Annotated in this window: 22 protein-coding genes and 1 tRNA gene; 14 read left to right on the forward strand and 9 right to left on the reverse strand. The window is 38.0% G+C overall.

Annotation, left to right across the window (positions count from 1 at the left end; genetic code table 11):
- Positions 1-60 precede the first annotated feature (60 nt).
- Together H9565_RS14470 and H9565_RS14475 are read left to right on the forward strand one after the other, a co-directional pair.
- Positions 61-2,586: a PIG-L family deacetylase gene (locus H9565_RS14470; protein ID WP_215440665.1), complete on the forward strand. Its 2,526-nt coding sequence runs from the start codon at positions 61-63 to the stop codon at positions 2,584-2,586.
- A gap of 106 nt (positions 2,587-2,692) precedes the next feature.
- Positions 2,693-4,426 (forward strand): sodium:solute symporter, encoded by a 1,734-nt coding sequence (locus H9565_RS14475; protein ID WP_215440666.1) that lies wholly within the window; start codon positions 2,693-2,695, stop codon positions 4,424-4,426.
- Positions 4,427-4,536: 110 nt separating this feature from the next.
- Here H9565_RS14475 and H9565_RS14480 read toward each other — a convergent pair whose 3' ends face one another.
- Together H9565_RS14480 and H9565_RS14485 are read right to left on the reverse strand one after the other, a co-directional pair.
- Positions 4,537-5,385, reverse strand: a complete 849-nt coding sequence (locus tag H9565_RS14480) for a DUF2911 domain-containing protein (RefSeq protein WP_215440667.1) — start codon at positions 5,383-5,385, stop codon at positions 4,537-4,539.
- Between the two features lie 78 nt (positions 5,386-5,463).
- Positions 5,464-6,738, reverse strand: coding sequence for a T9SS type A sorting domain-containing protein (locus H9565_RS14485; RefSeq protein ID WP_215440669.1), 1,275 nt, complete (start codon positions 6,736-6,738; stop codon positions 5,464-5,466).
- Positions 6,739-6,893: 155 nt separating this feature from the next.
- On the opposite strand from H9565_RS14485, the gene H9565_RS14490 reads away from it, so the two are divergent.
- Genes H9565_RS14490 through H9565_RS14500 form a run of 3 tightly spaced genes read left to right on the forward strand, consistent with a single transcriptional unit; the run spans position 6,894 to position 9,407 of the window.
- Positions 6,894-7,391 (forward strand): SRPBCC family protein, encoded by a 498-nt coding sequence (locus H9565_RS14490; RefSeq protein WP_215440671.1) that lies wholly within the window; start codon positions 6,894-6,896, stop codon positions 7,389-7,391.
- A 9-nt stretch (positions 7,392-7,400) separates the two neighbouring features.
- Positions 7,401-8,093 (forward strand): SDR family NAD(P)-dependent oxidoreductase, encoded by a 693-nt coding sequence (locus tag H9565_RS14495; RefSeq protein ID WP_215440672.1) that lies wholly within the window; start codon positions 7,401-7,403, stop codon positions 8,091-8,093.
- A gap of 3 nt (positions 8,094-8,096) precedes the next feature.
- A complete protein-coding gene (locus H9565_RS14500; RefSeq protein ID WP_215440673.1) occupies positions 8,097-9,407 on the forward strand; it encodes a cryptochrome/photolyase family protein in 1,311 nt (436 codons plus the stop codon).
- 8 nt (positions 9,408-9,415) lie between these two features.
- Here the strand turns inward: H9565_RS14500 and H9565_RS14505 are convergent, their stop codons facing one another.
- On the reverse strand, positions 9,416-10,465 hold the full coding sequence (locus H9565_RS14505; protein ID WP_215440674.1) for a DUF6340 family protein: 1,050 nt from the start codon (positions 10,463-10,465) through the stop codon (positions 9,416-9,418).
- Between the two features lie 298 nt (positions 10,466-10,763).
- Here H9565_RS14505 and H9565_RS14510 point away from each other — a divergent pair, with 298 nt between their 5' ends.
- Entirely contained in the window at positions 10,764-11,213 is a 450-nt protein-coding gene (locus H9565_RS14510) for a VOC family protein (protein WP_215440675.1), read from the forward strand.
- 53 nt (positions 11,214-11,266) lie between these two features.
- Here the strand turns inward: H9565_RS14510 and H9565_RS14515 are convergent, their stop codons facing one another.
- From H9565_RS14515 to H9565_RS14530, 4 genes are all read right to left on the reverse strand, one after another.
- Positions 11,267-11,587 carry a GNAT family N-acetyltransferase gene (locus H9565_RS14515; protein ID WP_215440676.1) on the reverse strand — a complete coding sequence of 107 codons (321 nt, stop codon included), beginning with the start codon at positions 11,585-11,587 and terminating at the stop codon, positions 11,267-11,269.
- Positions 11,588-11,613: 26 nt separating this feature from the next.
- The gene (murA, locus tag H9565_RS14520) at positions 11,614-12,921 is read right to left on the reverse strand and encodes a UDP-N-acetylglucosamine 1-carboxyvinyltransferase (RefSeq protein WP_215440678.1); all 1,308 of its coding nucleotides are present in this window, start codon (positions 12,919-12,921) and stop codon (positions 11,614-11,616) included.
- Between the two features lie 16 nt (positions 12,922-12,937).
- Positions 12,938-13,594 carry a DUF4290 domain-containing protein gene (locus H9565_RS14525; protein ID WP_215440680.1) on the reverse strand — a complete coding sequence of 219 codons (657 nt, stop codon included), beginning with the start codon at positions 13,592-13,594 and terminating at the stop codon, positions 12,938-12,940.
- Between the two features lie 81 nt (positions 13,595-13,675).
- On the reverse strand, positions 13,676-13,963 hold the full coding sequence (locus H9565_RS14530) for a DUF493 family protein (protein WP_215440682.1): 288 nt from the start codon (positions 13,961-13,963) through the stop codon (positions 13,676-13,678).
- A gap of 69 nt (positions 13,964-14,032) precedes the next feature.
- Here H9565_RS14530 and H9565_RS14535 point away from each other — a divergent pair, with 69 nt between their 5' ends.
- The 5 genes from H9565_RS14535 (at position 14,033) to H9565_RS14555 (ending at position 18,616) form a co-directional block, all read left to right on the forward strand.
- Positions 14,033-14,614 carry an AAA family ATPase gene (locus H9565_RS14535; RefSeq protein ID WP_215440684.1) on the forward strand — a complete coding sequence of 194 codons (582 nt, stop codon included), beginning with the start codon at positions 14,033-14,035 and terminating at the stop codon, positions 14,612-14,614.
- A complete protein-coding gene (locus H9565_RS14540) occupies positions 14,614-16,512 on the forward strand; it encodes a RecQ family ATP-dependent DNA helicase (protein WP_215440686.1) in 1,899 nt (632 codons plus the stop codon). The genes H9565_RS14535 and H9565_RS14540 overlap by 1 nt, the downstream gene beginning before the upstream one ends.
- Before the next feature lie 35 nt (positions 16,513-16,547).
- Positions 16,548-17,495 (forward strand): methionyl-tRNA formyltransferase, encoded by a 948-nt coding sequence (gene fmt / locus H9565_RS14545; RefSeq protein ID WP_215440688.1) that lies wholly within the window; start codon positions 16,548-16,550, stop codon positions 17,493-17,495.
- Between the two features lie 174 nt (positions 17,496-17,669).
- Positions 17,670-17,942, forward strand: a complete 273-nt coding sequence (locus H9565_RS14550; RefSeq protein ID WP_038233355.1) for an HU family DNA-binding protein — start codon at positions 17,670-17,672, stop codon at positions 17,940-17,942.
- Between the two features lie 113 nt (positions 17,943-18,055).
- A complete protein-coding gene (locus H9565_RS14555; RefSeq protein ID WP_215440689.1) occupies positions 18,056-18,616 on the forward strand; it encodes a YqgE/AlgH family protein in 561 nt (186 codons plus the stop codon).
- 15 nt (positions 18,617-18,631) lie between these two features.
- On the opposite strand, the gene H9565_RS14560 is transcribed toward H9565_RS14555, so the two are convergent.
- Both H9565_RS14560 and H9565_RS14565 read right to left on the reverse strand, forming a co-directional pair.
- The gene (locus tag H9565_RS14560; protein ID WP_215440690.1) at positions 18,632-19,474 is read right to left on the reverse strand and encodes an aminotransferase class IV; all 843 of its coding nucleotides are present in this window, start codon (positions 19,472-19,474) and stop codon (positions 18,632-18,634) included.
- 57 nt (positions 19,475-19,531) lie between these two features.
- Positions 19,532-19,915 carry an START-like domain-containing protein gene (locus H9565_RS14565; RefSeq protein ID WP_215440691.1) on the reverse strand — a complete coding sequence of 128 codons (384 nt, stop codon included), beginning with the start codon at positions 19,913-19,915 and terminating at the stop codon, positions 19,532-19,534.
- Positions 19,916-20,051: 136 nt separating this feature from the next.
- Between H9565_RS14565 and H9565_RS14570 the strand changes: the two genes are divergently transcribed.
- The 3 genes from H9565_RS14570 to H9565_RS14580 all read left to right on the forward strand — a co-directional run bounded on the left by H9565_RS14570 (position 20,052) and on the right by H9565_RS14580 (position 22,453).
- A tRNA-Met gene (locus H9565_RS14570) sits at positions 20,052-20,125 on the forward strand.
- Positions 20,126-20,140: 15 nt separating this feature from the next.
- On the forward strand, positions 20,141-21,631 hold the full coding sequence (locus H9565_RS14575) for a tyrosine-type recombinase/integrase (protein WP_246560640.1): 1,491 nt from the start codon (positions 20,141-20,143) through the stop codon (positions 21,629-21,631).
- An 18-nt stretch (positions 21,632-21,649) separates the two neighbouring features.
- A complete protein-coding gene (locus tag H9565_RS14580; protein WP_215440692.1) occupies positions 21,650-22,453 on the forward strand; it encodes a hypothetical protein in 804 nt (267 codons plus the stop codon).
- Positions 22,454-22,723 lie beyond the last annotated feature (270 nt).

A 22,723-nucleotide genomic window follows, 5' to 3' on the forward strand; every position in this document is an offset into this window, starting at 1 on the left:
TATCTTTGATTTGGTGCCATCTCTGTAAATTGGTGGCTTCACCAAACAAAAACCAACTTTATGCGATATCTTTTGGCAATCTTTGCCGGAACTTTTCTGTCCTTAAACATTACTTATGCACAGAAACCTGTGCAACCGTCCACTTCCGAGATTTACCATTCCCTTGAAAAATTGAATTTCTTGGGTACCGCATTGTACATTGCCGCACACCCGGATGACGAAAATACAAGGCTTATTTCCTACCTGTCCAACCATACCAAAGCCAGGACCGGTTACCTTTCATTAACTAGGGGCGATGGTGGACAAAACCTAATTGGCCCTGAATTACGTGAGCTTCTTGGAGTTTTACGTACGCAAGAGCTTCTGGCCGCCAGACGCGTAGATGGTGGAGAACAGTTTTTTTCCAGAGCCAATGATTTTGGATACTCAAAACACCCGGACGAAACCCTTGAAATATGGGATAAAGAAGCAGTGCTAGGAGATGTGGTTTGGACCATTAGAAACTTTAGACCAGATGTAATCATAAATAGGTTTGACCATAGAAGTCCGGGAACTACTCATGGGCACCATACTTCATCTGCAATGCTCAGTTTTGAAGCTTTTGATTTAGCCAATGACAAGTCTGCGTACAGTGAGCAATTGAAACTGACCGAAACTTGGCAGCCAAAAAGGCTTTTTTTCAACACATCATGGTGGTTTTACGGCAGCCAAGAAAAGTTTGATAAAGCCGATAAATCCAAAATGGTGAATTTGGATATTGGAACTTATTACCCAGTACTTGGGAAGTCCAACAACGAAATTGCGGCATTGGCCAGCAGCCAGCATTTGTGCCAAGGGTTTGGTCGCCTATCACAACGCGGCTCGGAAAATGAATATGTAGAATTGCTGAAGGGAACAATGCCCAACAACTCCAATGATATTTTTGAAGGAATAGACACCTCTTGGTCTCGCATAACCGGTGGGAAGGCAGTTGGGGAGATTCTTTATGCAGTTGAAAAGAATTTTGATTTTACCAACCCATCCAAACATTTGTCCCAATTATTGGAAGCCTACGAGCTGCTCCAAAAAGTTGAAGACAATTACTGGAGGGAATTAAAGTCACAGGAACTAAAGAACATAATTCTGAACATTAGCGGTCTCTATTTAGAAGCTTCCGCCGAAACCTCATTTACAAACCCTGGTGGCAAAATTAAAATTAATGTAGAGGCCGTGAATAGGAGTTCTTCGGATATTGCTCTGAATACTATTTCCATTTCTTCAACAAATAAAACTATTCAACCTTCCATCGCACTAAAAAATAACGAGAAGCAAAATTTTGAAATTGATATAGACGTACCAAGTACAACAAATTACACAAGCCCTTATTGGCTAAACGAAAAGGGTAGTTTAGGCATGTACAAGGTAGATGACCAAAGCCTTATTGGCAAGCCCGAAACACCACGCGCATCTCTGGTAAAATTTGAGCTTGAATTTAATGGAAAAAGTATAACAATTGAAAAGCCTGTTATCCATCACTATGCTAAGCCGGATAAAGGCGAACTCTTTCAGCCTTTTGAGATACTTCCCGAAGCAACTGCAAGTTTTAGTGATAAAGTTTTGATTTTTGCCGATGGTGAACCTAAAAAAGTGCCCGTTACGATTAAAGCCCATGCCGATAATATAAAGGGAGAGCTTTTGCTTAACCATTCCAAAGGATGGGGCATAGATGCTGAATCAAAGTCTTTTGAGATTGCAAAAAAGGGAGACCAACAAACTTTGATTTTCACTTTAACCCCACCTGCAACCGAAGATGAGAGCTATATTTCGCCCATCATAAAATTAAACGGCAAGGAGGTTACTAAGGAGCTGGCGATTATAGCCTATGACCATATTCCAACCCAGTCCGTTTTACTGCCTTCAGAAGCTAAAGTAGTCCGCCTGAACATTAAAAAATCTGGAGAGCACATTGGTTATATTGTTGGTGCCGGTGACGAAGTTCCAGAGAGTTTAAGGCAAATTGGTTACATTGTACACACCATTGACCCAAATACTATAGCTAAAGGAACGTTGGACAAGTATGATGCAGTAGTGGTTGGTATTAGAGCATATAACGTACTTGACCAATTAAAGTTTAAACAACGGTATCTTTTTGATTATGTTGAAAATGGAGGTAATCTTGTGGTGCAATACAATACTGCGGGAAGATGGGGAGACCAATTTGAAAACCTTGCTCCCTACCCTATTACCTTGTCTAGAGACCGGGTAACCGATGAAAACTCAGCTGTTGAAATACTGGCCAAAAAACATGCTTTAATAAATTACCCTAATAAAATTAACAAAGATGATTTTAATGGGTGGGTACAAGAACGCGGATTATACTTCCCGAGCAAGTGGTCCAAGGAATTCACCCCTATTTTATCTATGAGCGATAAAGGAGAATCTGCAAAAAAGGGAAGTCTTTTAATAGCTCCTTACGGAAAAGGGAATTACATTTATACAGGATTGAGCTTTTTTAGAGAGCTACCTGCAGGCGTACCCGGAGCGTACAAGTTGTTCGCCAACATGCTCTCCGTTGAAAAGAATATACAACCTACCAAATTGAATTAGACCATGTTAGATAAGTTCGATTGGAAAAAAGAATACTCGCTAGTACTGATACTGAATATCGTCTATGTGCTAATATTTTGCTACTTAATGACCGCATTTACCTAATATGGGAACATTAGATTGGATTGTTTTATCAAGTACACTCCTATTCATTGTTGCGTACGGTGTTTGGAAAACCAAAGGCAGCAAAAGCGTAGAAGACTATGTTGCTGGAGGAAAAGACGCCAAATGGTGGACCATAGGTCTATCCGTAATGGCAACACAAGCCAGTGCCATAACGTTCCTTTCAACGCCGGGACAAGCCTTTCATGACGGCATGGGGTTTGTCCAATTTTATTTTGGGCTGCCATTGGCCATGATCATTATCTGTTTGGTGTTCATTCCCATTTACCACAGGCTAAAAGTATATACTGCCTATGAATTTCTTGAAAATCGTTTTGATTTAAAGACCAGGTCACTAGCCGCCATACTATTTTTAGTGCAAAGAGGCCTTGCGGCAGGTATTACCATTTTTGCGCCATCGATCATCTTATCGGCAGTACTGGGTTGGGACCTTAGGACTCTTAATATTATTATTGGCGTGTTGGTTATCATCTATACCGTATCCGGAGGAACCAAAGCAGTAAGCGTTACGCAAAAGCAGCAGATGTTCATTATTATGACCGGCATGTTCATCACCTTCTTTTTTATATTGGGGTACCTTCCGGCAGACATCAATTTTGGAAAAGCACTTAAAATAGCCGGGGCCAGCAACAAACTGAATATCATAGACTTTAGCTTTGACACCAAGAGCAGGTATACTTTTTGGAGCGGAATAACAGGAGGACTCTTTTTAGCACTCGCCTATTTTGGTACGGACCAAAGTCAGGTACAACGGTATCTTTCCGGAAAATCATTACGTGAAAGTCAATTAGGATTAGTCTTTAACGGATTACTTAAAATACCAATGCAATTCTTCATCCTATTGGTAGGCGTTATGGTATTTGTGTTTTATCAGTATAATCCATCACCTTTAAACTTTAACCCAGCCGCTACCGAAGCCGTTATGAGCTCCGAATATGCAAAGGACTATTCCATTCTACAAGAAGGACAGGAACGCCTAGAGGCCGAAAAGAAAATGGCGCAGAATAAATTCTCTGCAGCCTTGGAGCTTAAAGAGTATAGTGCAGTTGAAGAGGCCAAGCAGGAAATAATTCGTTTAAATGTTAAAGATAGTACCAACCGTGCCGCTGCCAGAGCCCTTATAAAAGAAGCGGATGACGTGGTCGAAACCAATGATAAAGATTATGTCTTTATCCATTTTATACTACATAATCTTCCTAGAGGTTTAATAGGGCTACTTTTGGCAGTTATATTATCTGCAGCCATGTCCTCCACGGCTTCGGAACTTAATGCCCTAGGTACTATTACAGCCTTAGATTTATATAAAAGAAACAAGAAAGACCTCTCTACGGACGAGCACTATGTTAAAGCAACAAAATTTTTCACCCTTATCTGGGGAATTATAGCCATTTTTATAGCCAGTATCGCCAACCTGTTCGACAATCTTATTCAATTAGTAAATATTATTGGTTCTGTGTTTTACGGTAATGTTCTAGGTATATTCCTGTTGGCATTTTTCTTTAAGTTCGTAAAAGGTAATGCTGTATTCTTTGCGGCTGTACTTACTCAGTTAATTGTCTTTGTGCTTTTTTACAATCTCATATTCATTCACCCGACCGGGGAGGAAAAGTTAGGATATCTTTGGCTTAACTTTATAGGCGCGGCCATGGTAATCGCAATGGCAATTGCTTTTGAAGGGTTTGACAGGCTATTGAAGAAACCTCTGGCGAGTAAATAATTTACAGAAGTATTCCTGCTTTATATTTTTACTTTTTTTCTTCAGTACGTATAAAATAAAACCCCGGTCTTCCATTGGAAGGCCGGGGTTTTTATATAAGAATACAAAGCTTATTTAGCGCTCCACTCTTTAATAGAGTCGGTATTCATTTTAACGTAATCATCATTACCTGCTTCTTTTGCTTTTTCCAAAGACTTTTTAGCAGTTTTGATAGCTCCTTTTTTATCGCCCGATTTTGCTTGGATAAGGGATTGCTGACGCAATTGCCAAAAAGCAGGCTCTTCAGTCATGGACATAGCCTTGTCCATCCATTCAGATGCTTTTTTAATGTCTTTGTCCTCACTTGAAAAATAAACAGCGGCAGCGTAGTAATCATCTGCTTTTGGAGAACCCGCCATAGTTTTTTCAATATCGGCCATTACTTTTGAATCCGTTGGAACTTCAAAAGGAACAGCAACATAAGTTTTCTCCCACATCATTCCCAAATTGGCAGAATTACTTGTCATATCATCTATTGTAATAGTGAACGCCTCAATATCTACAGGTAACGTATAAACTTCTGCGGATGTCTTGGCTACCACTTTGCTATCGTCCCAATTTTTAGGTGTACCACCTCCATCAATATCCGTATAAAAGAAAACTTCCCAAGAACTTGCTCCTGGCTTCGTAAAAATGGAATATGTACCTGCCTTAACATCTTGACCAGCTATTTTTACGTCATCACTAAAACTTACTTTAGTATACGCATTAGCTCCTGTTCTCCATAATTTGCCGTGCGGAACAAGGTCTCCAAAAATAGTTCTCCCACGCATAGATGGCCTAGAATACTCTACGGTAACATCTGTTAAACCTACGGTTTGTTGTAGCTTAGAAGCTGGACTAGGTGCTGGAGTGTTTATTTGGGCCTGCATAGTAACAGAAGCAAATACTACACTTGCTAAAAGGATAATTTTTTTCATTTGAATTGATTTTTTAGTTTCCACAAAACTAAATATAAACCATCTTACATATGTTAATGAAATCCTAAATTAGACCGTTTAAAATACTACGAAAGGCTGTGAAACTACTTTACTCTCAAGAAAAAAAGTTAGATAGTAAACCCCTGATTTTAAAGTGGAAGTATCAATACGTGTCTCACTACTTAAATCTTCCTTAAAATGACTAACACGTTTACCTAACGCATCATAAACAACCTTGGACAATACCCTCTCATTGGAGTTTATCTTATATTCTAAGTGCTCAGCACCAAATTGCTTGTACAATATTAAGTCATCCTTATCGGTAGGTTTCAATTCTTCTGAAGGCAAAGGATTGTCAGAACCCATTTCCTCTTCTTCTTCTTCTTCTTCTTCTTCTTCTTCTTCTTCTTCTTCTTCTTCTTCTTCTTCTTCTGCATCGTCTGCATCGTCTGCATCGTCTGCATCTTCTAACTCGTCCGTATCTAGTTCTTTTTCAAGTGTAGAAAAACCAAATAACTTGGGCTTAAACAACAAATTCCAATTATCATTTTCAAAACGCTCGGACGTCATCAAATAAGAATTACTATCCAAAGAGGCAATACTTTCAATTTGTGCATTTTCAATACTCATCGGTAGCCTCTCAACAGAATCTTTAAATACCTCAGAAGAAGTTGCTCCTTCAATTTTAAATATAAATGGAGCTAAAATTGAATTGTAACCTACAATTAGCAATGATTTTGACAACGGATTATATTCCGCTCCTGTGACCAAACCCTCTACGAAATAGTCATCCAACCGTTTTGCGACATGCTTTCCAGGCTCCGTAGATAGTTGATAAGCAACCGTACCCTTAGATTGCCATTGCTTGGTAAAAATCAAAAGTTGGTTCTCTACTACAACTAAAGCTTCGGCATCCCAGTCACTATTTCCACTATTTTCAAAATTTTCCTGATCCTCATAAGTGAATTCAATCTTATCTGCGACTACATTTTCAGACTTTAAATAATCGGATTTAGAAATACGATATACTGCTAAATCCCTTCTAACTCCATTATTATTCCCAAAATCCCCTATATAAATGAATGTATCATCTTGAGCAATATCTTCCCAATCGTTATTTTCAACATTTGTAATGCTTACGGTACGACTCACCTTAAAAGAAAGCGTATCTATCTCGTAAAGTTCAGGAAGATTACCAGAATCGTTATGAGTTATAAGTCTACCGTCAAAAAAAAGCAATCCTGAACTTTCGGATACCTCTGTAGGCAATTCACCTACTTCTCTTTGGGAATTTTGGGCCGATAGAAATAAACCGGAGAAAAGTAAAAGAAAAAACAGCAGTAAGTTTTTCATAGCATAGATACGCCTGTAATGTACAAAATAGATGCTACACTAAAGAACTCTTTAAACTTTCAAAAGAAAATGAAACCCCAAACAAATTGCCAATAGAAACAATTTGTTTATAAATAAAATAAATATGTTAAACAAAATGTATTTACATTTGTTTTATGAAGTTATATCAGCTACGTTCCAAACAGTCATTTCCCATAAGCGTAAAAGAAGCGTGGGACTTTCTATCAGACCCAGGCAATCTTAAGGTTATAACCCCGCCACATATGGGTTTTGAAATACTCTCAGGTAACGACCGTGCCATGTTTCCGGGACAAATTATTCAATACACCGTTTCCCCTTTTCCTGGATACAAGACTAAATGGGTTACTGAAATTACCCATGTAAAGGAGGGCGAGTACTTTGTAGATGAACAGAGATTTGGTCCTTATGCACTTTGGCATCACAAACATTTCATTAAACCTATTGACGGTGGCGTAGAAATGGAAGATGTAATAGATTATAAAATTCCTTTTGGGATTTTTGGACAAATGGCTCACCCACTTTTGGTTAAAAAGCAGTTGAAACAAATTTTTGCTTTCAGGGAGCAAAAATTGATAGAACTATTTGGAAGCCTTAAGAACACTACAAAAGAGCTGCAGTTTAAAACCATTTAAGATTTTTCCATGAAAAAAAATATACTTTTAATAGGAGGTTCGTATGGTATTGGTCTTCAAATAGTAAAGCAACTCGCTGATGAGTATACGGTATATGTTGCCTCTAGAACATCTGACGGACTGAACCGAACAGGTGCCATCCATATTCCTTTTGACGCGCACACTGATGTATTAGATACTACAATTCTTCCCAAGGAACTGCATGGTTTTGCCTACTGCCCAGGATCCATCAACTTAAAGCCTTTTAAAATGCTTTCTCTGGAAACTTTTGAAACAGATATGCAGCTGAATTTCTTTAATATGGTTAAAGTAGTCAAAGATATTTTACCTTTAATGGTCTCTGGAGGAGCAATAATTTTGTTCAGCACGGTTGCCGTTGGATCCGGAATGCCTTACCACACGAGTGTTTCCGCAGCTAAAGGTGCAATTGAAGGTTTTGCTAAATCTATGGCGGCAGAATATGCCCCAAATATTAGGGTAAATGTAATTGCACCATCTTTAGTAAATACGCCTTTAGCTAAACGCTTACTGAGTAACGACAAAAAAATAGAAATGATGTCCCAAAGACATCCTTTAAAACGTATTGGTGAGGTTAGTGATATTGCAAATACGGCGGTGTTCTTGTTAAGTGAAAAAAGTTCATGGATTACTGGTCAAGTAATAGGTGTTGATGGAGGAATGTCAACTTTAAATTTAAGTTAGTTTATGGCAGATAAAATATCGATTTTTTGGTTTAGAAGAGATTTACGTCTAGACGATAATATTGGGTTCCTAGAAGCCCTAAAGGATAAATATAAAGTGTTGCCCATTTTCATTTTTGATTCTGAGATTCTTGAAAACCTTCCAAAAGATGATGCCAGAGTTACTTTTATCTACGAGAACTTGCAGAGAATGCGAGATACGCTTCAAAGTGAAAACCATAGTTCTATAGCAATCTACCACGGTAAGCCTATGGCTATATTCAAGGATTTGCTTAGTCAATATGAAATAAATGCAGTCTACACAAATCATGATTACGAGCCTTTTGCCAAAAAAAGAGATGAGAGCATAAAAGAGCTACTCCAAGCGAACGACGTTACTTTTCACACCTTTAAAGATCAGGTTGTTTTTGAAAAGGATGATATTCTTAAAAGTGACGGTGACCCATACATTGTATATACCCCTTACAAAAACAAATGGAAAGAACATTTTAACCCGGACGAACATTTAACCATTCATTACACAAAACAATACCGAGACAACCTTATTCAGAATACGAGACTACCAAATCTCTCTTTAACGGATATGGGTTTTAAAACTTCCTCCTTAAAAGTTCCGGAATATATGGTTACACCAACCCTAATTGATAATTATGAAGATACCAGGAATTACCCAGCCATAGAAAACGGTACATCATTACTAGGACCACATCTACGGTTCGGAACGGTGTCCATCCGAAAAATGATGAAAAAGGCGATTGCCGAAAAAAATGAAGTTTTTTGGAGCGAACTTATTTGGCGTGAGTTTTTTATGCAAATTCTATGGCACTACCCTAGAACCGTAAATGAAGCGTTCAAAAAGAAATATGACCGAATAAGTTGGAGAAATAATGAAGATGAATTTGAAAAATGGAAGGAAGGGAATACCGGATATAAATTGGTTGATGCAGGAATGCGGGAATTAAATGCAACTGGATATATGCATAACCGAGTACGAATGCTCGTCGCCAGCTTTCTTTGCAAACACTTACTTATAGATTGGCGTTGGGGCGAAGCGTATTTTGCCGAAAAGTTGTTGGATTATGAAATGAGCAGCAATGTGGGCAATTGGCAATGGGCAGCGGGAAGTGGTGTTGATGCCGCTCCTTATTTTCGCATTTTTAACCCAATGACTCAGGTTGAAAAGTTTGATAAGGATAAAAAATATATTTCAAAGTGGGTTCCCGAGCACCATACGGAAGACTACGCACAAAAAATGGTAGACCATAAAGAAGCTCGGGAACGGTGTTTAAAAACGTATAAGGAAGCACTTAACTAAAGCGAAACCTAACGGGAAAGCTGTCTTTCTAATTGACGTTTTTCTTGCATACGATATTTAAGGATGTTCACGTAACGCAGTGCCTCTCCGTTATTATAGTCCGTATAAGATTTAGAGGCCCATTCCATCGCCTTTTCTAAATCACCGTTAATTTCATTTATGATTGCCATATTGTAACAAGCCCTGCCGGCTATTTTACCGTCCGGATTATTCACTTCCTTTTCCCAAAGAACGGCCGCTCCATCCCAATCACCTGTCTGGGCACGTCTTTTTGCAATTACAAAATTCTCAGTACCTTTTACAAAGTAATCTCTGGAAACCCTTTTTCTTAAAGGTCTTACATCATAACCATAAGAATTACCGATGTTACTACTACGTTGAATAACAGCTTCTTTTCTTCCAATTACCGCCTCAACCGCTTTCATAGGATTAACACCGGACCCAATAGATGTGATACGATCATTAAAAGTATACTCATCCAATATTAATTTGTTCTGTGGGTCATACACGCGCCATCCATTTTTAATAGCGGTATTAAGTGTAACCTTATGACCCGGCAGCGAAGCTTTTATGCCTAAATCATTTGGTATGGTTACCGTGGTAAGTTCATAATCTACTCGCGTATCCGTATCGTAGAACTCTAATGAAAATAGTACATCTACATCATTAGCATCGCAAATTTCTTGAACCGACTGCCAGTCCAAAGCTGCAGGAAAAATGCCTAGCCCTTTTCGTTGAATATCCGTATCATCAATAATAGTAATGGTTTCAAAACGAGTGTTGCGCGTAAGCTCATCATAAAGTCCCGTTACAGCAGACTCTGCTCCTTCCCTGTCCAAATTGAGTCCCTCTAAAGAAAGAATCTTATCTATTTTATCTACCACTTTGTTTTCTTCGGATGGAATACTCCTATTAATTAGACCCACGCGTGATGCATTTGAAGGTAAGCTTATACGTGCTGGCTCAGTAGCACCCATTGTTAATTTGTTAGTTGACACGCAACTGGATAATAGCAGTAATATAGCTCCGGCGGAAAGTAGTTGGTTAAGATTTTTCATGGGACAAAAGTTAAATCGTTATCTCTTTTCAAAAAATTAAAAAGTTTAAGTAGGTTCGATATAAACTAAAACCCGTCCTAATTATTGCTTTTAGCCCAGCTATGATCAATAAACTCGACCAACTACATCTTTTTTATCGGTGAATTATAAGAATCACGTTTAAGAGTCTTCACTTAAACCTTCTAAATTATGTATAGACCAGTTACTGGCTCCCATTATTGAAATGCTTTTGTATCTTACACACCCAAAATACAGCGCTAAGCTGTTTTTATATGAATCCCATACTATTCCAAACCACATGAAAAAAATCCTTTTTGCATTTATTTTTGTAGCCGGCACCACTCTATTGGCTCAAGCACAAACTTTTGATTTTAAAATTGATCATTTTGCGCTAGTCGTTGAAGATTCTGATATTAGTGCAGATTTCTACGCAAACATTCTAAAATTAGAAGAAACGCCACATCCTGATTTAAAACCTGGTTTCAGGTGGTTTATTGTAAGTGGAAATTCTCAGATTCACCTAATCGAAAAGGAATTTGCGCCCTTTGAAAAGAATAAATCCATGCATCTATGCCTTTCCACGCAAGATTTAGATGGAATGATAGCCCATCTTGAAAAAAACAATATCAAATATTGGGATTGGCCCGGTAAAGAAAATGCAGTCACTTTACGTACAGACGGTGTACGCCAAATTTATATTCAGGACCCGGATAAATATTGGATAGAAATCAATACAGCAAAACATTAAAACGAGAAAGAGGCCTTATGGGCCTCTTCTCTATTTTAGTATATTTTCAACTTTTACTTAATTGAATATCCAGGAGCCAAGACAGCTTTACCTTCTTCCGGGTGACGTTTGAGATATGCTGCCACAAACGGACATAAAGGAGCCATTTTCATACCACTCTCCTCTATAAATTTCAATACTTTTGAGACCAAAGCACTTCCCACACCTTGCCCACCTAAAGATGAAGGCACTTCTGTATGTGTTAAGTACATGATGTTCTGTTTGGAAATCATATATTCCATAAAGGCTATCTCCCCATCAACATCCATCTCAAACCTACCTTTCTCTCCCTTCTTATTTACAAGTGGAATTTTTGAAAAGTCTCTTTTTTCCATAAGAAAGACGCTAGGGGTTCACTGATTTAAACTCTGGTAATTTTAGCACCAATAGCACGTAAACGTGTATCAATATCTTCATACCCACGATCTATCTGTTCAATATTATGAATAGTAGATGTTCCTTTTGCGGATAGGGCTGCTATCAGCAAAGAAACTCCTGCCCTAATATCCGGAGATACCATGGTGGTTGCCTTTAATGTAGATTTAAAGTCGTGCCCAATTACGGTAGCACGGTGTGGATCACAAAGAATAATCTTAGCACCCATATCAATCAATTTATCCACGAAGAACAAACGGCTTTCAAACATCTTTTGATGAATAAGCACCTCTCCTTTTGCCTGTGTGGCAACTACCAGAATAATACTCAATAAATCCGGTGTTAGACCTGGCCATGGCGCATCTGCAATTGTAAGGATAGAACCATCTATAAAGTTCTGTATCTCGTACCCGTTGGTATGCTTAGGTATGAATATATCGTCATCCTTTTTTTCTACGGTAATACCCAGTTTTCTAAAAACCGTAGGTATTTGTCCCAAATCGTCCCAACTTACATTTTTGATAGTAAGCTCGCTTTTGGTCATTGCCGCCAATCCGATCCAGCTTCCTATTTCAATCATATCCGGAAGCATTCTATGTTCCGTTCCTCCTAAGGAATCTACGCCTTCAATTTCCAGTAGGTTTGACCCCACACCGGAAATCTTGGCGCCCATACGGTTCAGCATTTTACACAACTGCTGTAAGTAAGGCTCACAGGCCGCATTGTAAATTGTTGTTTTTCCTTCGGCAAGAACAGCTGCCATGAGAATGTTAGCAGTACCTGTTACGGATGCTTCATCCAGCAGCATATACGTGCCTTTAAGTTTTTTGGCCTCAACACCGTAGAAATATTCTTCTTTGTTGTATCTAAACTTGGCGCCCAGTTTTATAAATCCTTCAAAGTGCGTATCCAAACGTCTACGACCAATTTTATCACCGCCTGGCTTAGGAATGTATCCTTTTCCAAAACGTGCCAACAAAGGACCAACTAGCATAATAGACCCTCTAAGACCGCGACCATCTTCTTTAAATTGGTCAGACTGTAGGTAGTCTAGATTTATATCATCTGCTTTAAAGCTATACGATCCTTTTGCTTTTTTCTGGATTTTTACACCCAAATCTTCAAGCAACGCAATCAGCTTATTTACGTCTACAATGTTAGGAATGTTGTTTATGGTAACCGTTTCATCAGTAAGTAGTACGGCACAAAGAATCTGTAAGGCTTCATTTTTAGCGCCTTGTGGCGTAATTTCACCAGAGAGCTGGTGACCGCCTTCAATTTTAAAGGTACCCATGTAAGATTGAGGAGTATTAATATCGCTTTTTACCGCGATTGTTATTGTTTCGTTGGTTGTTTTTCTTTCCTGAATTATTGTTCCTTGAAGTTTTAGCTACACGATTTTTCAAAAACTGTCCGCTATCCGTAAGGTTTTCTCCACTAAGGTCTATTTGTCCGTCACTAAGTTCAAGTAAATGATTGAAGATCGCTTTATCATCAACCGTATCCTTGTTCCAGTTCAGGTAACATTTTTTCATGTGATTGGCAATGGCATATTCCAACCCATCACGCATATCTCCTTTTTCCCATTTTACGGCAACATCTATCATTCTCTTGATATTGTTTCCGTAAAAACGGTATTTTGGAAAATTCTGAGGATACTCCAAAGGCTCAGGGCGCTTCCTAAGAACCTCTTTACTCGTAATAGGAAAAGGCGATTTTACATCCAATTTAAAATCGGACATAATAAACAACTGATCCCATAATTTATGCTGAAAATCAGGTACATCTCTTAGGTGCGGCTGAATATTACCCATAACACTAATAATAGCTTGGGCCACTTTGTTTCTCTCTTCTTCGTCCTCTATAGAAATGGCATGATCTACCATTTTCTGAAAATGACGCCCGTATTCGGGAATGATCAATTTTGACCTTTCCGTGTTATATTCTAGGTTTTCTACTAAATTCAAATTGAAAATTTTTGCTTAAAAAAATTAAGGAAGTGTTCTTATAACGTCTGCAAATTAAGAAAATTATGGTTCAAATACTATTTAAAGGGATATAACCCCTTCAACCTTGCCCACTTCTTTGTATTTCTCTATTACCGCATCCGGGTTTTTCATGTTTACCGTTATGGAAACACTGGTATACTTTCCGTTTTTAGATTCCTTTAATTCTATTACAGCTCCTGTATTATCAAAAATTTCATGAATTTGATCGACTTTTTCAGGAATGGATTGTACTATAAATTTATATAAGTAATTAGAAGGCCAAGTTGTACTCTCTCCTAGTTGCTCTCGTAAGCGCTTATAGAACGCTTCTGGATTTTCTTTGTCCATATAACCATTTTTTACAAAGATAACGGTTCAACCTCAATTTTAATATCATAATGGAATGATTACTTTTGCATGAACAACAATTATCTATTGGATCTTAAAAAAGTAGTTATTACAGGTGGCCCAAGTACGGGCAAAACATCGGTTATAGAGAATCTTGAAAAGAAAGGTTTTCCGTGTGTTCATGAACTCATCCGAAGTATGACTTCGTCTGAAAAAAATGAAGACAAAACCACTAATTTTGAAGTTAACCCCATAGTTTCGGTAAAAGACCCTAAAAAGTTTAACCAAAATCTTTTAGACGGAAGAATAAAACAATATACCGATGCGGATTCCATAAATGGAGAGGTGGTGTTTTTTGACCGTGGAATTCCAGATGTTCACGCCTACATGAACTGTTTTGGGCAAGAGTATAGCACAGAATTTGAAAAACCTTGTTACACCTACAAATACGATCAGATTTTATTGATGCCGCCTTGGAAGGAAATACATGTGGTGGATAACGAACGTTTTGAATCCTTTGAGGAAGCAGAACGCATTTATGAACATCTCAAAACCACATACGAGCATGTTGGTTACCCTATAACATTAGTACCTATAGGTACAATTGAGGAACGCACCCAATTTATTTTAGAACTGCTAAACCTAAAGTAATGCACAAAGACCCGATATCCATTTTACGGCAATATTGGGGCTTTAATAGTTTTAAAGGTTCCCAGAAAAAAATCATAGATGCCATTATAGACAAACAGGATGTATTGGCCCTACTACCTACCGGTGGAGGAAAATCTGTTTGTTTTCAGGTTCCCGCCATGGCCCAAGAAGGTCTCTGTATTGTAGTTTCTCCTTTAATAGCATTAATTCAAGATCAGGTAGAAAGCCTTAAAAGAAAAGGCATAAAAGCCATTGCCCTAACTGGAGGAATTCCCTTTAATGAGCTTTTGGACCTGTTGGACAATTGCCTGTACGGCGGATACAAATTTGTCTATCTATCTCCCGAGCGTTTGCAACAAGAATTAGTCCAAGAGAAAATACGCCAAATGAACGTAAACCTCGTAGCCATAGACGAGGCCCACTGCATTTCTCAATGGGGACACGATTTTAGGCCAGCGTATCTTGAATGCGCCCAACTACGAAAACTGTTGCCACAGACTCCAGTAATAGCACTGACCGCAACCGCTACAGACCGCGTTGCCGATGACATTATTGAGAGCCTTCGCCTTACCGCTCCTACCGTGGTAAAGGATTCTTTTGCCAGAAGCAACATTGCTTTTAAGATTTTATGGGAGCAGGACAAACATTACAGATTGGCCCAGTTATGTTCTCAAATAGAGAAAAGCGGGATTGTTTATGTGGGCACCCGAAGAGGCACCGTAGAGCTTTCACAATTTTTAAATTCCAAAGGGTGTAGTGCTACTTTTTTTCATGGGGGAATTCCCAAAAAAGAAAAAGAGAAAAAGTTGAATCTTTGGCTAACCAACAAAATACGGATTATGGTGGCCACTAACGCTTTTGGAATGGGAGTTGACAAACCTGATGTTTCCTTGGTGGTCCACTACCAAATACCGGATTGTCTTGAAAACTACTACCAAGAAGCCGGTAGAGCGGGACGTGACGGCCAACCAGCAGAGGCCGTTCTTATTACCAACCCTAATGACGAAGAGCAGTTAAAGAATCAGTTTTTAAGTGTGCTTCCGGACACCGCTTTTCTAAAAAAAATCTACAACAAACTCAATAATTTCTTCAGAATAGGATATGGCGAAGGAAGTCATGAAACGTTTCAATTCAATTTTAATGAATTTGTTAGAATCTATAGTTTAAATTCATTTCTAGCCTATAACGGATTAAAAATTTTAGACCGAAACTCGGTAATTTCCCTTTCGGAATCCTTTTCAAAAAAAACACTGGTTCAGTTTATATCGGACAAGGACACTATTTTTGACTACTTGGATATGCATAAAGGCTCCGCCAATATTATCCAAACCATTTTAAGGACTTACGGTGGAATTTTTGACTTTGAGACCAAAATAGACCCAAGTTTGATGGCTAAGAAAACAAATACTTCGGAACCACATATTTTTAAAGTTCTGGAACAAATGAAGAAAGACGACATCATAACGTTTGAAGCCCACCAGAGCGATCTGGAAATTACCTTTCTTGTACCTCGCGAAGATGACCTTACTATAAATGTCTTTGCAAAAAAAGTAAAGGAGCAGAACCAAGTGAAAACCGAAAAGGTTTTCCAAATGATAGATTACGTTAAGAACACCACTATATGTAGGAGCAAGCAGATTTTAGAATACTTTGGAGAAAAAGACACAGCAGACTGCGGTAAGTGCGATGTCTGCCTGTCAAAAGGGATTATACAAAAACCAACTTTTGACCAAGTATCAAAAGAAATTAGCTCGTTGCTATTAGAATCACCATATACTTCAAGAGCAATCATACGTGCCATGACCTATAAAGAACCCATTGTTTTAAGGGCACTACAGCTTATGCTAGAAGATGGAGATATTACAATCAATACCAAAAACGAGTATACACTAAAATAGGTTTTACTTCATTCGAAATAAAAATAGAGAACACAATGAGAGATTTACGCATCGTTTTTATGGGAACCCCAGAGTTCGCCACTACCATTTTAGCCTCACTTGTAGAAAACAACTATAATGTGGTAGGTGTAATAACGGCACCGGACAGACCTGCCGGAAGGGGGCGAAACCTGCAACAATCGCACGTAAAAAAGTACGCCCTAGAAAACAATCTAAAAGTACTCCAGCCTACCAATCTTAAAAATGATGATTTCTTAAGCGAATTAAAGGCGTTAAATGCCAATCTTCAGGTTGTGGTTGCTTTTCGCATGTTACCCAAAGCCGTATGGGCCATGCCGGAATACGGTACTTTTAACCTGCACGCATCACTTTTGCCCGATTATAGAGGGGCTGCGCCTATAAACTGGGCCATAATGAACGGAGAAAAAGAAACAGGGGTTACCACTTTCTTTATAGACGATAAAATAGACACCGGAGAAATTATCTTGCAAGACCGTACGGATATTGACGAAAATATGTCTGCCGGGGAATTACATGACAAATTAATGGTCATGGGAGCCAACCTTGTTCTAAGGACGGCAGAAGCCATTGCCAAAGGCCCGGTGACCACTATAGCTCAACCTACTACAAAAGAATCAAAAGAAGCTTTTAAGATACATAAGGATACGTGCGAAATTAATTGGAATGCTCCTATAAATGATATATATAACCATATAAGAGGATTAAGCCCTTACCCCGGTGCTTGGACCAACTTGATAAATGGGGAAGAAAAGATCTTTGTAAAAATCTATGCCACTGCGAAGGAAAAAACTGACCATCAATTACAAGTAGGAGAAATAGAGGCTACTAAAAAGGAACTCAAAATTGCAGTAGACGGAGGCTATATTAACCTATTGGAAATGCAATTACCAGGTAAGAGAAAAATGAAAGTAACCGATGTTCTAAATGGCCTAAACTTGCAAAAAAATGCTAAAATGGCGTAAAGCCCTAGTATCATTGGGCTGCGAGAAGCGTAAAAAAAGCCCTACTTTATCAACAAACGCCTATAGTTATTAACAAAAACGCCGATTTCCCCCCAATTTACTTGCGTTGGAAGCAAATCCGTATAAATTTGTTTAACATTAAAATACGTTTAACAACAATTAATTAATTAAATTATGAACAAAACAGAATTGATCGATGCAATGGCAGCAGACGCCGGCATCACAAAAGCCGCAGCAAAAAAAGCATTGGAATCTTTCCTAGGAAATGTTGAAGGTTCTCTTAAAGGAGGTAACCGAGTTTCTTTAGTTGGTTTTGGATCTTGGTCAGTATCAAAAAGAAATGCAAGAGAAGGAAGAAACCCATCTACGGGTAAAACCATCAAAATTGCAGCTAAGAACGTTGTTAAGTTCAAAGCAGGATCTGACTTGGCTAATTCAGTAAACTAAGACTTACGAGCCATATTATAAGAAAAGCGTCTACAGTGTAGACGCTTTTTTTTTATTCGTATTTGCTTTTTATAAGAAATGTCTTATTTTAGTTATAACTAGTTCATATAATTATGGTAGATCTGAAACCAAACAAAGGCAAGCTCCTAATTGCCGAACCGACCTTAACCGGAGACGTGTCCTTTAATCGTTCAGTAGTTCTTTTAGCGGAGCATAACGAAGAGGGATCCGTTGGTTTTATCTTAAACAAACCTTTAGAGTACACCATTAGCGAGCTTATAACCGAAATAGAAATCCCGTTTCAAGTATATAACGGTGGTCCTGTTGAGCAGGACAATCTTTATTTTATTCATAAAGTCCCGGATTTAATTGCCAATAGCATTGAGATTTCCGATGGTATTTATTGGGGAGGAGATTTTGAGAATACCATTGGCCTTATCAACGAAAAAATAATATCGGAAAATGATATCCGGTTTTTCCTTGGTTACTCAGGTTGGTCTTCATTCCAATTGGACAAAGAGCTACTTTCCAAATCTTGGATCGTTGTAGAAAATGACTATGAAAGCTCCCTGATCCATAAATCTTCCGAAGCATTTTGGAAAGAGAAAATGGTAGAACTGGGCGGTGATTATCTTCTTTGGTCCAATTCTCCCGAAAACCCAAGCTTAAATTAAAGCTGCACCTTAGTCTTAAGAAAGACGTGCCGTTGCATTTAACTTGCCCAAAAGTTCTTTTGCTACCGCATTCCCAAATTCTTTTTTCCTGTACTTGGTAACAGGCTGTATACCCACAATGCTGTTTGTAATGAACAATTCATCTGCCTTTTGCAGTTCAAAAGGAGATATGGAGGCTTCTTGAAATTCGTAACCCTCAATTTTGCTCAAAATATCGATTAGTTTCTTTCTAACAATACCTTTAAGGCAACCATCTTTTAATGGAGGAGTTTTTATTACCCCGTTCTTTACAAGAAAAATATTGCCATTTAAAGCTTCTACTACTTGTTTTAAACCGTTCAATAGAAGACAATTTTGGTAATCGTTTTCCTTGGCAAAAACACTTCCTACCACATTTATAATCTTATTGTTCGTTTTTAAGGTAGATAACATGTCCGCATTTACGTAGAAATCCTTAAAAAGTTCCACCTCATAAGAATCTTCACTTAACACGAAAAAAGGGCTTTTAAGTGGCAAAGCTTCTATACAATAGCTGATTTCATTTGTTGCTGGTAGATAAAGACCTCCCTTTTCCCTAAAAATAGTGAGTCTAACCCTAGATTGGCCTCCTAAATCATTTGCCTCTACTATCTCACCTATTTTAGACTCCAAGAACTCCATAGTGAACTCCATTGGTATTTCCATACGGAGAATACGCATAGAAGCCATTAACCTAAGGTAATGGTCTTCCCAGAAAAAGAGTTTCCCGTTAACCATTCTCATGGTTTCAAAAAGGGAGTCACCATAACGTAACCCTCTGTTCTGGTGGTCTAAAAATTGTATGTTTTCCTCTAGTAGATTTCCGTTGTAGCTAACCATAAAAAAGTCCCGATAATTTATCGGGACCAAATATAAGATGATATTAGAAGAATACGGTTACTTAGAGCCTAAAACCTGTTTAAGATCCGTTACTTGATTGGTCCAAAGCATTTTGGCCTCATCTACTTCATCTTCCTCTGCAAAATCAGTTATAAATAGTGATACATCCTTGGTAATTTCATCAACAATTATTTTCAATTCAAAATATGAATCGTCTTCATTGTCTACCCATGCGAATTTTACAAATTCATCACTTTTTCGCTTCAATAATTTTGCTTCCTCTTCGGCACCGTCCCATATAAAACTGAACATTTCACCTCTGGAGTTTACATTATCGGCAAACCATTCGGAAAGTCCTGACGGGGTTGACAAGTACGTATATAGCAACTGTGGCGAAGATTGTATTACAAATTCTAGTTCAAATTTTATTTTATCGTCCATTCTTAAGTGTTTACGATGGGCAATATATAGATTTCCTTATGATAAAAAAATAAAAGAGATAGAATAATTTTAGCAAAGTATTGCCCAAGAACAAGAAATAAACTTTATATTTGCAGCCGTTTAGAAATAACAATACGGCGAGGTAGCTCAGTTGGTTAGAGCGTCGGATTCATAACCCGGAGGTCGGGGGATCGTGCCCCCCTCTCGCTACAAGGCTTAAAACCAATGAAAACAACGGTTTGTGTACTCACAAGCCGTTTTTTTATGCCTTCTATTTCCGTACTTTTACAAAACGTACACGAAACAGTACACACTTTTAGAATGAAACCAAACTTTACCGAGCCAAAGATTTATACTGGCGGAGTGGATATTAAACAGTGGTCCAAACTCAGCAAAACTGAACAAGAAAATGCCCTGAACAAATCTTGGTATATCTATTTTTCCTTTCGTGATCCTAATACTGGGATACTTAAACGCCAACCCAACATCAAAGCTGGTGCGAACCGATTTACCAATAAAAGGGAGCGACTTTCCTTTCTTAAAATTCTTCAGGCTAAGTTAATTTTGCTTTTGAACGAAGGGTTTAGTCCTTATCAAAGAAATATAGAACTGGAAAATAAGTTCAAAAACCCTGAACAGGCCAGCGAGCAAATTAAAGATACTCCTCAGCTCCCCGTGAAAAAAACTGAAGAGTCCAAAAAAGTAATTGTTCCAAAACCGACCGCACCACCACCCCCTAAAGAAATAGATATTTTTTCTGCGTTGGATAACGAACCCATTGAGGGGAATGATGAAATCAATGAAACTACAGAGGAACCCAAAATATCTGTTGCGGAAGCTTTTGAACTCGGTTTTAAAATAAAAAAGAGTACTCTTAACGCTAATTCGTTTTCAAAGTATTCAAATCGGATTATCAGGTTCCAGAAGTGGTTGGATGAAAACAATGTCGATACTTCGGATATTAAGAATATAAATAAGAAAATCGTCATTCAACATTTAAATTGGGTACTTCAAAAAACCAGTGCCAGAAACAGGAACAATGTAAGAACAGCTTTAAGTTCCTTTTTTACCACTCTGGAGAACAATGAACTGATAGAAGATAACTTCATCCTTAAAATCAACATATTGAAATCTGTTCCTAAACGGAACAAAACCTACACACCTCAATTAATAAAGGATATTGACAATTATATGACTGAGAACGATCCATTATTACGTTTGTTCGTTCAATTTGTATCCTACAACTTTTTACGCCCTATTGAAGTGTGCAGATTAAAAATAAGAGATGTTGATGTTCAAGACCAAAAACTATATGTTAGAGCAAAAAACAAGCCTGTAAAAATAAAGATCATACCAAAAATCATGCTTGATGTATTACCAGATATTTCAAAAATGAGAAAGGATGATTTTCTTTTTACCCCATACGGAATTGGCGGAAAATGGGAGGCCGATGAAACTCAGAAAAGAAACTACTTTTCTAAGCGCTACAAAAAAGTCAAGGACCATTTTAAACTAGGGGAAGAATACGGCCTATATAGTTTTAGGCATACCTTTATTACGCGCCTTTATAGGGAAATGGAGAAAAATAGTACTCCAGAAGTTGTAAAAAGTAGATTGATGCTTATAACCGGACATTCTACAAGAGATTCGTTAGATAAATACCTTAGGGATATAGACGCTGCGTTACCGGAAGATTACTCAAAGCTTTTAGAATAATAGAATTAAATTGAACCAATGACTTACTTCGGACTATTAAAAGACTTGGATTTGAATTCTGTAACTCTAAACGAGCTAAAAGAAATACATCTATCCAATGGATTGTTTCAAAAAGTGGACCGTGTCATGCTTTCCCTTGATAAGAGCCCGAATCCGGTTACTCAACAAAACAGTCAACCGGTGTACATACCCAATAGCGAAATGTGCAAAGAATTTTATGATTACATCCTTGAGGTTTATGAGGATGTAATCGAAAATTCCCTAATAGGGTTTCTATACAACTTTGAAGAAGATGTCATGGGGCTCGATGAAATAGAGACTAGAAAGATTGCCCTGAATTATTATAAAGAGATTGCTCAGTTTATCATAAATGATGAATTTGATATCCTTAGCGTTAACAACTCGGAAACTGGCTTTACTAATATGAAAAGGGCAAAAAAGCTAGAGCTTTTTAATATGAGAAAGGAAGTATTACAAGAAATACTTGTTACCCAAAACCCTATGCCACTCACCCACTTCCTTGTTGGTGACACTAACTATTTTGATGAAACCTTAATATCTAAACTTCCTATATTTGATGAAATACTGAAGTTTGAAGCTTCATTAAGAATTATGTTGATTTTAAATGAACAATATAATTTTGAACAGGGTGACACCAATTCTAACCTTGCCGCAAAACGGCAATCAGCATCTTCGCCAGAAAAGAAACTAAAAGTTAAAAAGAAAAAGGCACCCCTATTATCTGAAAGTGATGCCATAAACTTTTTGATTGACAATGTTTTTATTAAACAAGCGGAAAAGAATACAACCAGAATCTCCTAGTAATTTTCGCCGTATTCAATCCAAATCTTTAATTGAAATTCAACAAGAATGGAAAACACTTGGTCCTGATTACAGTAGTATATACCATTTTTGACCGTTCTCTCCATGATTAGGCCACGTGCAAGAGAAAATGTAAACTATTGATTATCAGGTTCTAAAAATATATTGTATTCTAAAAAATGGGCTTACCACCGGCTTACCACCGGCTTACCACCGGCTTACCACCGGCTTACCACCGGCTTACCACCGGCTTACCACCGGCTTACCACC

The sequence above is a fragment of the Zobellia russellii genome (assembly GCF_018728565.1).
Classification (GTDB): Bacteria; Bacteroidota; Bacteroidia; order Flavobacteriales; family Flavobacteriaceae; genus Zobellia; species Zobellia russellii.